This window comes from Bacillus cereus group sp. MYBKT14-1, from assembly GCF_051915185.1.
Classification (GTDB): domain Bacteria; phylum Bacillota; class Bacilli; order Bacillales; family Bacillaceae_G; genus Bacillus_A; species Bacillus_A cereus.
Window position 1 is genome coordinate 80409 of record NZ_JBQAEF010000017.1, and the last position, 15210, is coordinate 95618.

Sequence of the window (15210 nt, forward strand, 5' to 3'; positions counted from 1 at the left end):
AAACCTCCTGATTTTAGAACAATTTTCCTTTTAATATTTCCATATTATATGAAATTCATGTGTGTTGTTTTAGAAGTAGTCTATTTTTATTAAAAGAGGTTATAAATTATTTTAATATAATTAATTAGGTGGGGCATTATGATGTAGTAGGATTTATATAAAACTAAATTCAAGTGATTCTGTTTGTTGATTACATAGGGAGTTATTGAATGAGATAGAGTCTATGGCGTTTAAGAAAATGTCTATATATAGTGGGTAAATCCTTATGGAATCTATACATTTTCTTTAGTGAAATAAAGTATGATTATAAAAATATAACCACCTTTTATTACTAGGTCATAAAATGTGTTGACAATATAGAAATTCTATTGTTATGATTCATCATGTGGAAAGGTTGATAGAGAGTAAAAAGAGAAATGTTTTTCATTGATAATAAAAGCGAAAAATAAGTGACGATAGAGTGAGTATATTTTCCTTATAATAGATGCTTTTTGGATCATCTAGTAAAATCAATCTGGAAGCAAGAATTGATATATGTAAGTTGCGCAAGGCGCGGCATAAGAAAGGAGCAAAAGGATGAAGGAGCTTCATACGTTTGGGTGGTATGCAGCACGTGTATCACCACATTTGCCGAAAAAAGCATTTAAACCAGTGCCTACTCGTTTATTTGGTGGACTGGCTTATTTGCTTGTGGCATTGGCGGGGTTAATATCGATTGGTGTATTTGAATTGAATGTGTGGGCGAATCTAGGAATTGCGATTGTTCTTGGATTATGTTTTGCTTCACTAGGATTTTTAGGGCATGAAATTTTACATGGAACTGTTGTAAGAAAGGCATGGCTTCGTGACTTCTTAGGCGCGATTGCATTTATGCCATTATCAACAGGGCCAAAGCTTTGGAGAAAGTGGCATAATGCAACGCATCATGTTCATACACAGCATGAAGAGAATGATCCAGATGCATGGCCGACACTTGAGAAACTTAAGAAGAGTAAGTTTTTGAGTTGGGTATATCGTATGCCTTTACATGTACGTTCATTCTTTAGTTTTCTGTCACTAACAATTCAATTTACATTGCATTCGACTCGAATGTTCTTTCATTTTATAAAAGAGTTCAAGTCATCCAATCAAAAATCTGTATGGCTTCAACTTCTTTTGCCTTGGACAGTTTGGATTAGTTTATTGTTTATTATGGGACCTGGAAAATGGTTATTTGCATATGTCATTCCGTTGTTAATTGCTAACTTTATTGTAATGGCATATATCGCAACAAATCACCGCTTAAATCCAATTGTTCCAGTAAATGATCCGTTAGCAAACTGTTTGTCAGTAACAGTGCCGCGCTGGGTAGACGTTTTACATTTCAATTTCTCATATCATACAGAACATCATCTGTTTCCTGCTATGAGTTCTAAATACTATCCGTTAGTAAAAGAGAAGATTAAAGAAATGTGGCCGGAACGCTATCATGAGATGCCGATGACAAAAGCTTTGGCAGCGCTATGGAATACACCACGTGTGTATTATCAAGGAAGTGAATTAGTGGATCCGCATAGAGAGCATTTCTATGGTTCTTTAGGAAATGGACTAGATCCTCATAATATTTCATATCGTGAGGAACATATAGAAGAAGAAAAGAGTATTAAAAAAGTAAATCAGTAAAAATTAATATATTTTTGCAATGAAAAAGCAAGCCATCTCAGGCTTGCTTTTTCTTATAAAGAAACTTCCTTTTTGTTCCTTTTATGGACTTGGACGGAGTTAGTTTCTTTTCGTTGTAGTCGTTTTTCTAAAAGATTAACAAAATAAGTAAATAGAAGAACAAGTATGAGATAGTATGCACCAACGATTATGTAAGTATCTAATTGTTGGAAATTACCTGCTGCAATTGATAAACCTGAACCCCATAATTCGGACATTCCTACATAAGCAACAAGTGAAGAATCTTTTAATCCGATAATAAATTGGTTTCCTAGAGGAGGAAGAGACAGACGAAATGCTTGTGGTAATATAATTCGTCGCATAGCTAAAGGATAAGGCATGCCTAAAGAGCGAGCTGCTTCTAATTGTCCCCGGTCAACGGATTGAATAGATCCACGGAAAATTTCCGTAATATATGCTCCGTTATGAATTGCTAAAGCGATTGCACCTGCCCAAAAAGGGGTGAAAACAACAACGGATGTAATTCCAAAATAGAGAATGGCAATTTGAACAATTAAAGGTGTACCACGAATAATAGCAATGTAGACATGAGCGATACTATTTAAAACTTTATTGTTAGAGATTCGAAAGAAAGCGAATAATAATCCAATTAATGAACCGAGTACTAGGGAAGTTAATGTTAATTGTAATGTGACAATAGTAGCCTTTAAGAGTGTGGGATAGGAAGAGATAAAAATTTCAAACATGCGTTTCACCTCATATTGTATAGATTTTAGTAGAGAATGAAATGCCCCACATAAAATGAACATTTAATCAGTGGGGCATTGTTTATGAATCTTTTGAATGGCTAACTTACTTCGTTTTTTCCTCTTCACCGAGAATATTACGCCCGAACCATTTTTTACTGATCTTTTCATACGTACCATCTTTAATGATTTCATCTAACGCTTTATTTACTTTCTCAACCATTTCTTTATCATCTTTGCGAATAGCAATTCCCATTTCATCAAGATTTAATGGTTTTCCGGCTTCTTTTATCTTCGATTTTCCTTCTTTTATCATACGTAGACCAACCATTTGATCCGTAATTACTGCGTCAACACGCCCAGGCTCTAAGTCCATAAGAGCAGTAATATCGCTGTCATATTCTGTGATTTGATCTGTATATTTTGCAACAAGATTTTTAAAGGTACTAGCTTTTACAACACCAATTTTCTTACCTTTTAAATCTTCTGGAGAAGAGATAGCGTTATTCTTTTTAGCTACAAAAATTTGGGCGCCAGAGCGATAGTACGGATTTGAGAAACTAACAGCTTTTAAGCGCTCCTCTGTAATTGCCATACTACCCAGTATTACATCATATTTCTTCGCTTGAAGACCTTGAATCAGCGTTTCCCATGGGTTTGTAACTGGCGTAGCCTTCATGTTCATCTTTTTAGCAAGAGCTTCACCGATTTCTACATCAAAACCGACAAGTTTGCCGTCATTTTCTTTATAGTTAAAAGGTTTGTATAATCCACTCATCGCATAGCGAAATTCTTTTTCACCATTTGATGAAGTAGTAGAGCTTTCTTTGCTACAAGCTCCTAGTATGAAAGATGTGCATAGTGTAATGCTAGCAACAATGGTTAATAGTTTTCTTTTCATAAAACCCCTCCTATATATTGATCATACGGATGGTTTTTTAGTATGTTATTGAAATATTTTATTTGGATGATTAGTTGTGCACCGTATGAATGCATTCCTTTTCGTTTGAAACAAAAGTTACATTATAAAACGTTGCGTAAAAATTGTTTTGCCCGTTCATGTGATGGAGCTGAAAAGAATTGTACTGGCGGAGCATCTTCTACAATCTTTCCATCGTCCATAAAGATGACGCGATCAGCTACATCTTTTGCGAAATTCATTTCATGAGTAACAATAACCATTGTCATCCCTTCTTCAGCAAGTTCTTTCATAACTTGCAATACTTCTCCAACAAGTTCAGGGTCTAAAGCTGAGGTAGGCTCATCAAATAGCATAATCTTAGGGCTCATTGCAAGAGCTCGTGCAATGGCAATGCGCTGTTTTTGACCACCTGAAAGAAGATGAGGAGTTACATCCGCTTTATCTTGAAGGCCGACTTTTTGGAGAAGTTGATTTCCAATATCCTGTGCATTTGCTTTCTCTAATTTTTTTACGTGAATAGGTGCTTCTATGATGTTTTCTAGTGAGGTCATATGAGGAAAGAGGTTAAAGTGCTGAAAAACCATACCGACATTTTCACGGACTTTATTTAAATTTGAATGCTTTGGATCAATTCGCTCACCTTGTAAGTGAATTTCGCCTTCATCGTACATTTCTAAAAAGTTAAGACAGCGAAGTAATGTACTTTTACCAGAACCACTGGCACCAATTAAAACAACAACTTCTTTTTCTTTTACTTCTAAATCAATTCCTTTTAACACATCAAGTGAACCGAATGATTTTACTAGATTTCGAACTTGAATCATACAAAACCCCCAGTTAAAAATATATTTTACAAATGTTGCCCTGTATTTCTGTTATTAGTCATAAATTGTCAGAATCCTTTATTTTTTTCGTGCAATTTGATATTCAAAGAAATAATGGTTTTTAAAATCTCTATATCCTTCTATAATGAAAATATGGATAATAATATATAGGTAGTATTTATATTGCTTATAAAAAGGGGGAAAGGGAAGATGGAAAAAGAAAGAAAAACATTTTCTTTTGGATTACGTACACAACTTATGCTATTCACTACAGTTTTAGCTTTCATTACATATTCAACAAGTATCTTTTTTATTTACGTGATATACGATTATTTTCAAAGTTATGTAAGTCAAACTGTATATAATATTATCGTTATGTTATTAGGGGTAGTATGGTCTGGAATTTTAGCATATGGAGCAGCCGTATTTTTAATTAAACCGCTTCGCAAGTTAGAGGAGGCGGCAAGAAAAGCAGCTGAGGGTGATATTCGTGAAGATGTTCCATTACCGAAGACAGATGATGAAATTAAATCTTTAAGTGTTGCATTTAATATGATGTTAGGAAACTTAAGGGGCATGGTAAAAAATATTGATACAACATTTTCGTATACAAATAATCAAGTACAGCAGATTAGAAAACAAACAGGCGAAGCAACGAGACAAGCGCAAGGTGTATCTGAGACACTTGCAGAGATTTCTTCAGGCGCTGAGCAATCAGCGGCATCAATTCAAGCAATTGTTTCTGCTGTTGATACAACGACTTCTATTGCAAGTGAAGTAGAAGAAAAAGCGAAGCAGTCTGATACATTGTCTTCAGAAATGGTTGAAGCTTTAGGGCATAGTACTCGTGTCTTTACGTCTTTAATTCAAGGTATTCAAACATTGGCAAAAGAAAATGAAGATTCAATGCAAAATGTACAGAAGTTAGAAGAACGAATGAAACAAGTAGAACATATTGTGTCTGTTGTGAGTGCGATTGCTAGCCAAACGAATTTATTAGCACTAAATGCTTCTATTGAGGCAGCTCGCGCAGGAGAGCATGGAAGAGGCTTTGCGGTTGTTGCGGAAGAAGTACGTAAACTTGCTGATGAAAGTGATCATTCTGCAAGAAACATATCGCAGTTATTACGGAATATGCAAGATGAAGTACAACAAGTTGCAATGAAAATGACAGAACAAGTGAAAATAGCTAAAGAAGAGGCGAAACGTGGGGAAGCTACGGAATTAATTTTAAAAGAAATGTCATCAAGTGTTATGGAAGTAGCCGATGCAACTCAGCAAATTAGTAGTTATATGAATGAACAAGTGAGCCACATTCATCAAACAGGAGCACAAACAAAAGCTGTAGCAGCAATTGCTGAAGAAACGTCAGCTGGTTCGCAAGAAGTAGCACGTGTGACGCTACAACAATCTAAAAATATGATAGTAATCAATCAATTATTAAAGGATTTAGAGAAGCAAGCAACTGATTTGAAACAAACAATTGAACGATTTTCAATGTAAAAGGAAGAACAGAATATTGTTCTTCTCTTTTTTATTTAGCTTGATTTAATATTTACAGTTAAACTATGAACGTTTCCGCAACATTCTTTTCTGTCCCTTTCCGATGAAAATTATAGCGAGCTATAATATTAAAAGGGGTGTCTTTTATGAAAAAAGAAAAAAGACAACGGTTAATTAAACAATTTGTAAAGGAGTATGAAATAGATAAGCAAGAAAGATTAGTAGAATTGTTAGCAAAAAAAGATGTATTAGTAACACAAGCTACGGTTTCTCGCGATATTCGTGAGTTAAACTTAACGAAGGTACCTTCTCAAGAAGGATTAATGATATATAAAGTTTTCTCAGAAGAGCATTTACAAACTGATATAAAGTTAAAGAAAAAATTACGAGAAGTTGTTGTAAAAATTGATTGTGTAGATCAATTAATGGTTATTAAAACATTACCTGGTAATGCACATGTTATTGGTGTTTTATTTGATGAGTTAGATTGGAAAGAAAAAATAGGATGTATATGTGGAAATGATACATGCCTTATAATTTCACAGTCGAAATCAGATAGGGAGATTATAGAAGAAAGATTAAATTTAATTATTTAGATGCAAAAATCCTGTTTTTAATAAAATTAAAAACAGGATTTTTGTTTAAATACGGAAGTTAAATATTCAACATATATGCGTAATATATGTATTTTTTATTGAGAAAGCAAGATAGTTTGTTATAAAAATACATATTCGTATGATTTTAAAAAAATAACTTGTTTAATATTTCACAATGATAATGTGGATGCTTTCACAAAGATGAAAGTACAGAGCATTTATTATGTACTTGTAAGACATCAAACATATTTAAAAGGAGGTACAACAAATGAAACATCCGATACATGTTACTTCAGAAATTGGGGAATTACAAACGGTTTTATTAAAACGACCGGGTAAAGAAGTGGAAAACTTGACGCCAGATTATTTGCAGCAATTATTATTTGACGATATTCCATACTTACCAATTATTCAAAAAGAGCATGATTATTTTGCACAAACGTTACGCAATCGGGGTGTTGAAGTTCTTTATTTAGAAAAACTAGCCGCTGAGGCGTTAGTAGATAAAAAACTTCGAGAAGAATTTGTTGATCGTATTTTAAAAGAAGGACAGGCCGACGTAAATGTTGCACATCAAACTTTAAAAGAATATTTACTTTCCTTTTCAAATGAAGAATTAATTCAAAAAATTATGGGCGGTGTACGGAAAAACGAAATTGAAACAAGTAAGAAGACACATTTATATGAATTAATGGAAGATCACTATCCGTTTTACTTAGATCCAATGCCTAATTTATATTTTACTCGTGACCCAGCAGCTAGCGTGGGCGATGGCTTAACGATAAATAAGATGAGAGAACCAGCGCGTAGACGTGAATCATTATTCATGGAGTACATCATTAAATATCATCCAAGATTTGCAAAACATAATGTACCAATCTGGTTAGATCGTGATTATAAATTTCCAATTGAAGGTGGCGACGAGCTAATTTTAAATGAAGAAACAATTGCGATTGGAGTATCTGCTCGTACTTCAGCTAAAGCAATTGAACGTTTAGCTAAAAATCTTTTTAGCCGACAAAATAAAATTAAGAAAGTGTTAGCAATAGAAATTCCAAAATGTCGAGCATTTATGCATTTAGATACAGTATTTACAATGGTTGATTATGACAAGTTTACAATTCACCCAGCCATTCAAGGGCCAAAAGGGAATATGAATATTTATATTTTAGAAAAAGGATCAGATGAGGAAACTCTTAAAATTACACATCGTACTTCTTTAATGGAAGCATTAAAAGAGGTATTAGGCTTAAGTGAATTAGTTCTTATTCCATGTGGAGGGGGAGATGTAATTGCTTCTGCTCGTGAACAATGGAATGATGGCTCGAACACATTAGCAATTGCGCCAGGTGTAGTTGTTACATATGATCGCAACTATGTATCTAATACGTTATTACGTGAACACGGTATAGAAGTGATTGAGGTGCTAAGTTCGGAATTATCTCGTGGTCGTGGGGGTCCACGTTGCATGAGTATGCCAATTGTTCGTAAAGATATTTAGTATAAATAACGGAGAAAGTAGGGATGAATTATGTTAATGACTAGACCAAATTTAAAAGGAAGAAGCTTTCTAGCAGAAAAAGATTTTACACAAGAAGAATTGTTATATTTTCTAGATTTGGCAGCAGAATTAAAAGAGAAAAAGAAAAATGGTATCCCGCATCATTATTTAGAAGGTAAAAATGTAGCGCTCTTATTTGAAAAAACTTCTACTCGTACGCGTTGTGCATTTACAGTAGCATGTACAGATTTAGGGGCAAATCCTGAATATTTAGGGAAAGGTGATATTCAGCTTGGGAAAAAAGAATCTGTAGAGGATACAGCAAAAGTGTTAGGGCGTATGTTTGACGGAATTGAGTTTCGTGGATTTAATCATGAAACTGTAGAATCTTTAGCACAAAATTCTGGTGTGCCGGTTTGGAATGGATTAACAGACATGTGGCATCCAACACAAACATTAGCAGATTTATTAACAATTAGAGAACATGTAGGGAAGTTGAAAAATGTAAAGCTCGTTTACGTTGGAGATGGACGAAATAATGTTGCTAATAGCTTACTAGTTGGTGGAGCAATCGTTGGAATGGATGTACGTATTTGTACACCGGAATCTTTATGGCCTGCACAAGAAGTAATTGATTTAGCAAAAAAATATAATGAACAGGTAATGATAACAAGTAATGTGGAAGAAGCTGTTGCGAATGCAGATGTAATTTATACAGATGTATGGGTGTCTATGGGGGAAGAAGAAAAATTTGCTGAACGTGTCGAGTTATTGAAACCTTATCAAGTAAATATGAAAATGATTAAAGCAACAGGGAATGAAAACGTGATTTTCTTACATTGTTTACCTGCATTTCATGATGTTGAAACGATGTATGGCGAAGAAGTTTATGAGAAATATGGATTGAAAGAAATGGAGGTAACTGACGAAGTATTCCGCAGTAAACATTCAAAAGTATTTGATCAAGCTGAAAATAGAATGCATACAATTAAAGCGGTTATGGCAGCTACTTTAGGAGACATGGAGTAAAGAAGAAAGGGAGTCTTCCTTTCTTCTTTCTCCTCCTTTAGACACTATCATTCACTATTGCTTTTGTATTGTTATTGCAATTAAAGAGAGGTGAGTGGAATGGGTGAAGATAAGAAATTAGGGTTGTTTACACTAACGGCTCTTGTAGTTGGGTCTATGATTGGCGGTGGAGCCTTTAATTTAGCGAGTGATATGGCAAAAGGTGCTGGTGCTGGAGCCATTATTATTGGCTGGGTTATAACAGGAATTGGGATGATTGCACTTGGATTATCTTTTCAAAATCTAACTGTAAAACGGCCAGATTTAGATGGTGGTATTTTTAGTTATGCAAAAGCAGGGTTTGGTAATTTTATGGGGTTTAATAGTGCGTGGGGATACTGGCTATCTGCTTGGCTTGGGAATGTAGCTTACGGTACATTATTGTTTTCTTCATTAGGATATTTCTTCCCGATCTTTGAAGGCGGTCAAAATGTAGAATCCATTATTGGTGCAAGCATATTATTATGGTGTGTTCACATGTTAATTTTACGTGGAGTTCAATCAGCAGCCCTTGTGAATTTAGTAACTACAATCGCAAAATTAGTACCTGTATTTGTATTTATTGTCATAGGAATCTTCGCGTTTCATATTGATACGTTCTTAGATGGATTTTGGGGGCAAACTGGTTCTTTTTCATGGGGAGCAGTTGGCAGCCAAGTTAAAAGTACAATGCTTGTAACTTTATGGGTATTTATTGGGGTAGAAGGGGCTGTTGTTTTATCCAGTCGAGCAAAAAATAGAAGTGATGTAGGGAAAGCAACCGTTATTGGCTTAATTGGTACACTCATCATTTACATTTTAATCACATTATTGTCTCTTGGACTTATGCAGCAAGCAGATATTGCAGGTTTGAGAAATCCGGCTATGGCTTATTTATTTGAAAGTGTTGTTGGAAAATGGGGTGCTATCTTTATTAATTTAGGTTTGGTCATCTCTGTATTAGGTGCTTGGTTAGGTTGGACTTTGCTCGCTTCTGAAATTCCATATTTAGCGGCTAAAGATGGAGTATTTCCAAAATGGTTCGCAAAAGAAAATAAAAATAAGGCTCCAGTAAATTCGTTATGGATAACAAATGGTTTAATACAAATGTTCTTGTTAACATTCGTCGTTTCTGATCAGGCGTATAACTTTGCATTCTCTTTAGCATCTTCAGCTATTTTAATCCCATATGCTTTTTCAGCATTTTATCAACTGAAGCATAGCTTAAAGTCTGAAGAAGCAGATCGAAATAAAAATATAATAATTGGCTTGATAGCAAGTATTTATGGCGTGTGGTTAGTTTATGCAGCCGGTTTAGAGTATTTATTATTAACAATGACTTTATATGCGCCAGGTATTTTTATTTTTTATAATGTTCAAAAGCAAAAGAGTTCGAAGCAAATATTTACTCGAGTGGAATTAGCATCATCCGTAGCAATTGGTGCTTTAGCATTCTTTGCGATTTATGGATTAATTACAGGCAGTATTACTTTATAAAGCGCTGTGAAAGCGAAATCAACTGGAGGGCTGGAATATGGTACGAAGAAAAATTGTAGTTGCACTAGGGGGAAATGCGATACAGTCTGGAGAAGCTACTGCGGGAGCGCAGCAAGAAGCGTTGGAAAAAACGGCGGAACAACTTGTGAAAATAATGGAAAATGATGTGGATATAGTAATTGCGCATGGAAATGGCCCACAAGTGGGGAATATTTTATTACAGCAAAAAGCTGCAGAAACGGAAAAGACACCTGCAATGCCATTAGATACTTGTGGGGCAATGAGTCAAGGGATGATTGGGTATTGGATGGAAAATGCAATTGAAAAGGCATTGAAAAAACGGAATATAAACAAAGATGTAGCAACGGTTATAACACGTGTTGTTGTGGATAAAAAAGATGAGGCATTTAAAAATCCAACTAAACCAATTGGTCCTTTTTATACAGAAGAAGAGGCCAGAAAATTAATGGATGAAACAAAAGCAGTGTTTAAAGAAGATGCTGGTAGAGGATGGAGACGTGTTGTTCCATCACCGAAGCCTGTAAGTATTCATGAACATAAAGTGATTAATTCTTTGGTCGAAGATGGAAACATAGTGATAGCTGTGGGCGGAGGTGGAATTCCAGTAATTGATTCTGAAGAAGGGTTAAAAGGAACTGAAGCGGTTATCGATAAAGATTTCGCTGCGCAGAAATTAGCAGAATTAGTAGATGCCGATACGCTCGTTATTTTAACTGCAGTTGATTATGTGTATGTAAATTATAATCAACCGAATCAAAAAAAATTAGAGCATGTCACAGTGAATCAATTAGAAGAATATATTGAAGAACAACAATTTGCTGCGGGAAGCATGCTTCCAAAAATCGAAGCTGCTATTAATTTTGTTAATACAAATCCAAAACGAAAAACGATTATTACGTCTTTAGAAAAAGTATATGAAGCACTAGAAGAAAAAGCCGGTACTATTATTTCAAAACAGAATGTATGCATGTATGTTTAAATTATCATGTACGCTACTTAGTAGTAAAAAAAGAATGAGGTTAATAACTTCATTCTTTTTATTTATTAATATTTTTTGTACTCATTGTTCATAAAGTTTTCATGATGAAATCTGAATATACAAGTTAATTATGATAAAATTCAAATTGAATACGCTTTCTTGATTTTTCGCTCCAACATACAGCAAGAGAGAGGGAATTTTATGAATAGACGGAACGTAGTGAAAGACTTAAAGCAGTTCGAATTATTTGCTCATTTAACAGAAAAAAAATTGAAAGGCTTAACAGAGTTTGTTTATTGGCGAACTTATAAAAAAGGTCAATTTTTATTTTTAGAAGGGGATTCAAGGGAAAGAATTTACTTCATGTTAGATGGTTTTGTAAAGTTAGAGCGGGTTAATCAAAATGGGAACTTATTATACGATGACTATGTAAAGCGGTATTCTATTTTTCCTTATGGTGGTATGTTTACAGACAGAGGATATAACTATACAGCAGAAGCAATGACGGATGTGGAGGTATATTATATTCCAACGGTAATCTTTGAAGATATGGTAAAGTCCAGCAGAACGCAATTGATGTACGTTGTTCAGCAATTATCATCTATATTAAAATTGAACGAAAATCGAGTGCAAAATATTACAATTCCTAATGCACAAGATCGTGTTATCCAAACGTTAAATTATTTAATGCAGGATTTAGGAGAACAGAGTGGAGAAAAGATTGTAATTTCATGTCCACTTACAACAATTGAAATATCCAAAATATCTGGAACATCTCGAGAGACAGTTAGCAGCGTATTAAAACAATTAAAAAATGATAGCATTGTTACAATTTTAGATAAAAAAATTACAATACATGATCCAACATATTTTGAAGAAATCTCTATGTGAAAATTGTATATTGATTTTTTAATTCATAGTGTATATTAATAAGGTTCTTTATATATTTATAAGGAACTTTTTTACGTTATCCTCTATAAAAAGATTGTATAGTATGGTAATAATAGCTAAAATCGATAATAAAATACAAAGTGAAGGGGAGAAAGAATGATTCGTATTGAGTATGATCGATTAGTAGCTATTTGTTACAGTATAGGGGTTTTGTTATTATTAAAAATTCCAAATGATAATGAATTAATTGGGGAAAAACTATTCAATGTCTATAAGATTCCGATACATACGTATGTTTATATGGATTATAAAGTCTCAAATATATTGATTGTTTCTTTCATACTACATGTAATTGCATTTATATTATTTTTAAAATGGCTAGGAAAAAAGGAGTCTAGTACATTTAGAAAAATGAATAAAATAAAAGTAGTAGGTACTAGTATTTTGATTGTAATGATGCCGTTTATTTTAAATACAATCCTCCAGACATTGAATAAAACATGGTATTATGCAGGAAAAACAGGGGTAGAAGCAATAGAATATAAAAAAGAAGATAGCCAGTGTAGAATGGAGAAAAATGGAGAGAATATCCAACCGAAGTGCATTGTTACTTTAAAAAATTATCGTAATCATTCACAAGCATTAAAAGTTGTTTTATATGATAATGCAAACGAGAATTCAAAAAGCTATCCAGTACCGAAACCAGTCTATTTACAAAAACATGAGACAAAGCAATTTGAATTTCAAGTTCCTGTTTCTTATAATAGAGGTATTGAAAAAGATAAAGTACCAAATATTAAATTACATTCATTGCATGAAAATGATACGAAATACAATTAATCTGTAAGTAAAAGTTTATGAGTAGGAGCAAGAATTTGAAACGATATAGAAAATCAACTTGAATCATCCAACATGCTGTAAGGTAACGGCATATTGGATGATTTTTTATTGTATCCCCCTTTTACATATGAAAAGGAGGGATATAAAAGAGAAAAATTATCGTAACTATGATGTCCGCTTCTTAATCGAAATGGTATACGACGTTCGCGTGCATGGACAAGAGCTGATGAGGAATGAGATTTGCTCTTGTGAGAAATAAATAAAGCATAAGAATAAAGAATCTACATAGAGTTCAATGAAAACAGTTGCAAACTGTTCATATTTTGTTATGATAGTGTTACGAAAACGTTTGCATAAAATTCCGATGGGATGCAAAAGGAGAGAAGGACTATGAATAAGACATGGTGGAAAGAAGCAGTTGCTTATCAAATTTATCCACGAAGCTTTATGGATTCAAATGGTGATGGTATTGGAGATTTACAAGGTATTATTGCAAAACTGGATTATTTAAAAGATTTAGGTATAGATGTAATTTGGATTTGTCCAATGTATAAGTCACCTAATGATGATAATGGTTATGATATTAGTGATTATCAAGATATTATGGATGAGTTTGGTACAATGGCAGACTTTGATGCTTTACTAGATGAAGTTCATAAGCGTGATATGAAGCTTATTATTGATTTAGTTATTAATCATACGAGTGATGAACATCCATGGTTTATTGAATCACGTTCATCTAAAGATAATCCGAAGCGTGATTGGTATATTTGGCATGATGGTAAAGATGGTGCGGAGCCAAACAACTGGGAAAGTATTTTTAATGGTTCGGCATGGGAATATGATGAAGAAACAGAACAATATTATTTACATCTATTCTCACGTAAACAACCAGATTTGAACTGGGAGAATAAAGAAGTTCGCGAAGTACTATATGATACGGTTAATTGGTGGCTTGATAAAGGTATTGATGGTTTCCGCGTTGATGCGATCAGTCATATTAAAAAAGAAGAAGGCCTCAAGGATATGCCAAATCCAAAAGGGTTAAAATATGTGCCATCTTTTGATAAACATATGAATGTGAAAGGTATTCAACCTTTATTAGAAGAGCTAAAAGAAAATACATTCTCTAAGTACGATATTATGACTGTTGGTGAAGCAAATGGTGTTAAGATTGAAGATGCTGAGCTTTGGGTTGGAGAAGAGCAAGGTAAGTTCAATATGGTATTCCAGTTTGAACATTTAAGTTTATGGGATGCAGAGAAGAAGAAAGACCTTGATGTTGTAGGATTGAAAAAAGTATTAACGAAATGGCAAAAAGGATTAGAGAATAAAGGATGGAACGCTTTATATATTGAAAATCACGATAAACCACGTATCGTTTCAACATGGGGAGATGATAAACAATATTGGCGTGAAAGTGCAACAGCCCTAGGAGCGATGTATTTCTTTATGCACGGTACACCGTTTATTTATCAAGGCCAAGAAATTGGTATGACAAATGTTCAGTTACCAAATATTGAAGATTACGATGATGTAGCAATTAAAAATTTATATCGCGAGAAAATTGCAGAGGGCGTACCACATCAAGATATGATGGAGATTATATGGGCTTCTTGCCGCGATAATTCACGTACACCTATGCAGTGGAATGATGAGATGAATGCTGGTTTCACAACAAGTACACCTTGGTTTAGCATGAATCCAAATTACAAAGAAATTAATGTTGAAAAGCAAAAAAATGAAGAAAAGTCTATTTTCAATTTCTATAAGAAAATGATTGCCCTGAAAAAAGAGCACGATGTACTGAACTATGGTACGTATGATTTACTTTTAGAAGACGATCCACAAATTTATGCATATACACGTACGTTACAGGATGAAAAAGTCATTGTAATTAGTAATATCTCAAAAGAGGAAGCTGTGTATAATGAGGGTTCATTTGCACTAGAACGCAAACGTTTGCTTTTAAATAACTATGAAGTTGCGGAACATGAAGAAGTAACAACAATTGCTTTAAAGCCTTATGAAACAAGGGTTTATCGCATTTCATAATAAAAAAGGATGCTCTTTGGTATTATCCCCTATAGGTAGACAGTAAAAAAAGAGTCCATCTGATATGATGGACTCAATACTGTTTTATCTGGAGGGGATTTTTTTATGGCAAGAAAAGGACAATCA

General features: G+C 33.9%; 12 protein-coding genes and 2 pseudogenes. 11 read left to right on the plus strand and 3 right to left on the minus strand.

What is annotated here, in order from left to right; translation table 11 throughout:
- Nucleotides 1-576: 576 nt before the first annotated feature.
- A complete protein-coding gene (locus ACTFO4_RS25925) occupies nt 577-1662 on the plus strand; it encodes a fatty acid desaturase family protein (RefSeq protein WP_000661226.1) in 1086 nt (361 codons plus the stop codon).
- A 53-nt stretch (nt 1663-1715) separates the two neighbouring features.
- On the opposite strand, the gene ACTFO4_RS25930 is transcribed toward ACTFO4_RS25925, so the two are convergent.
- The 3 genes from ACTFO4_RS25930 to ACTFO4_RS25940 all read right to left on the minus strand — a co-directional run bounded on the left by ACTFO4_RS25930 (nt 1716) and on the right by ACTFO4_RS25940 (nt 4154).
- Complete coding sequence (locus ACTFO4_RS25930) at nt 1716-2471, minus strand: amino acid ABC transporter permease (RefSeq protein WP_002025246.1); 756 nt, start codon at nt 2469-2471, stop codon at nt 1716-1718.
- Nucleotides 2472-2514: 43 nt separating this feature from the next.
- The gene (locus ACTFO4_RS25935) at nt 2515-3309 is read right to left on the minus strand and encodes an ABC transporter substrate-binding protein (RefSeq protein ID WP_266007037.1); all 795 of its coding nucleotides are present in this window, start codon (nt 3307-3309) and stop codon (nt 2515-2517) included.
- 122 nt (nt 3310-3431) lie between these two features.
- Nucleotides 3432-4154, minus strand: a complete 723-nt coding sequence (locus ACTFO4_RS25940) for an amino acid ABC transporter ATP-binding protein (protein WP_000616927.1) — start codon at nt 4152-4154, stop codon at nt 3432-3434.
- A gap of 375 nt (nt 4155-4529) precedes the next feature.
- Between ACTFO4_RS25940 and ACTFO4_RS25945 the strand changes: the two are divergent.
- The 10 genes and pseudogenes from ACTFO4_RS25945 to ACTFO4_RS25990 all read left to right on the plus strand — a co-directional run.
- Nucleotides 4530-4715, plus strand: a pseudogene (locus ACTFO4_RS25945) (HAMP domain-containing protein); the annotation flags it as partial.
- A gap of 369 nt (nt 4716-5084) precedes the next feature.
- Nucleotides 5085-5657 (plus strand): annotated as a pseudogene (locus ACTFO4_RS25950) (methyl-accepting chemotaxis protein); the annotation flags it as partial.
- 146 nt (nt 5658-5803) lie between these two features.
- Entirely contained in the window at nt 5804-6253 is a 450-nt protein-coding gene (argR, locus tag ACTFO4_RS25955; RefSeq protein WP_000711826.1) for an arginine repressor, read from the plus strand.
- Nucleotides 6254-6521: 268 nt separating this feature from the next.
- Entirely contained in the window at nt 6522-7754 is a 1233-nt protein-coding gene (arcA, locus tag ACTFO4_RS25960) for an arginine deiminase (RefSeq protein ID WP_000682331.1), read from the plus strand.
- Nucleotides 7755-7784: 30 nt separating this feature from the next.
- Nucleotides 7785-8783: an ornithine carbamoyltransferase gene (gene argF / locus ACTFO4_RS25965; protein ID WP_063535558.1), complete on the plus strand. Its 999-nt coding sequence runs from the start codon at nt 7785-7787 to the stop codon at nt 8781-8783.
- A 99-nt stretch (nt 8784-8882) separates the two neighbouring features.
- Nucleotides 8883-10298, plus strand: coding sequence for an arginine-ornithine antiporter (gene arcD / locus ACTFO4_RS25970; RefSeq protein WP_000503409.1), 1416 nt, complete (start codon nt 8883-8885; stop codon nt 10296-10298).
- Between the two features lie 37 nt (nt 10299-10335).
- On the plus strand, nt 10336-11298 hold the full coding sequence (arcC, locus tag ACTFO4_RS25975; protein ID WP_078439128.1) for a carbamate kinase: 963 nt from the start codon (nt 10336-10338) through the stop codon (nt 11296-11298).
- A 201-nt stretch (nt 11299-11499) separates the two neighbouring features.
- Nucleotides 11500-12189 carry a Crp/Fnr family transcriptional regulator gene (locus tag ACTFO4_RS25980; RefSeq protein WP_001081905.1) on the plus strand — a complete coding sequence of 230 codons (690 nt, stop codon included), beginning with the start codon at nt 11500-11502 and terminating at the stop codon, nt 12187-12189.
- 156 nt (nt 12190-12345) lie between these two features.
- Nucleotides 12346-13029, plus strand: a complete 684-nt coding sequence (locus ACTFO4_RS25985; protein WP_000619186.1) for a hypothetical protein — start codon at nt 12346-12348, stop codon at nt 13027-13029.
- Nucleotides 13030-13419: 390 nt separating this feature from the next.
- Nucleotides 13420-15084 (plus strand): glycoside hydrolase family 13 protein, encoded by a 1665-nt coding sequence (locus tag ACTFO4_RS25990; protein WP_001044710.1) that lies wholly within the window; start codon nt 13420-13422, stop codon nt 15082-15084.
- Nucleotides 15085-15210 lie beyond the last annotated feature (126 nt).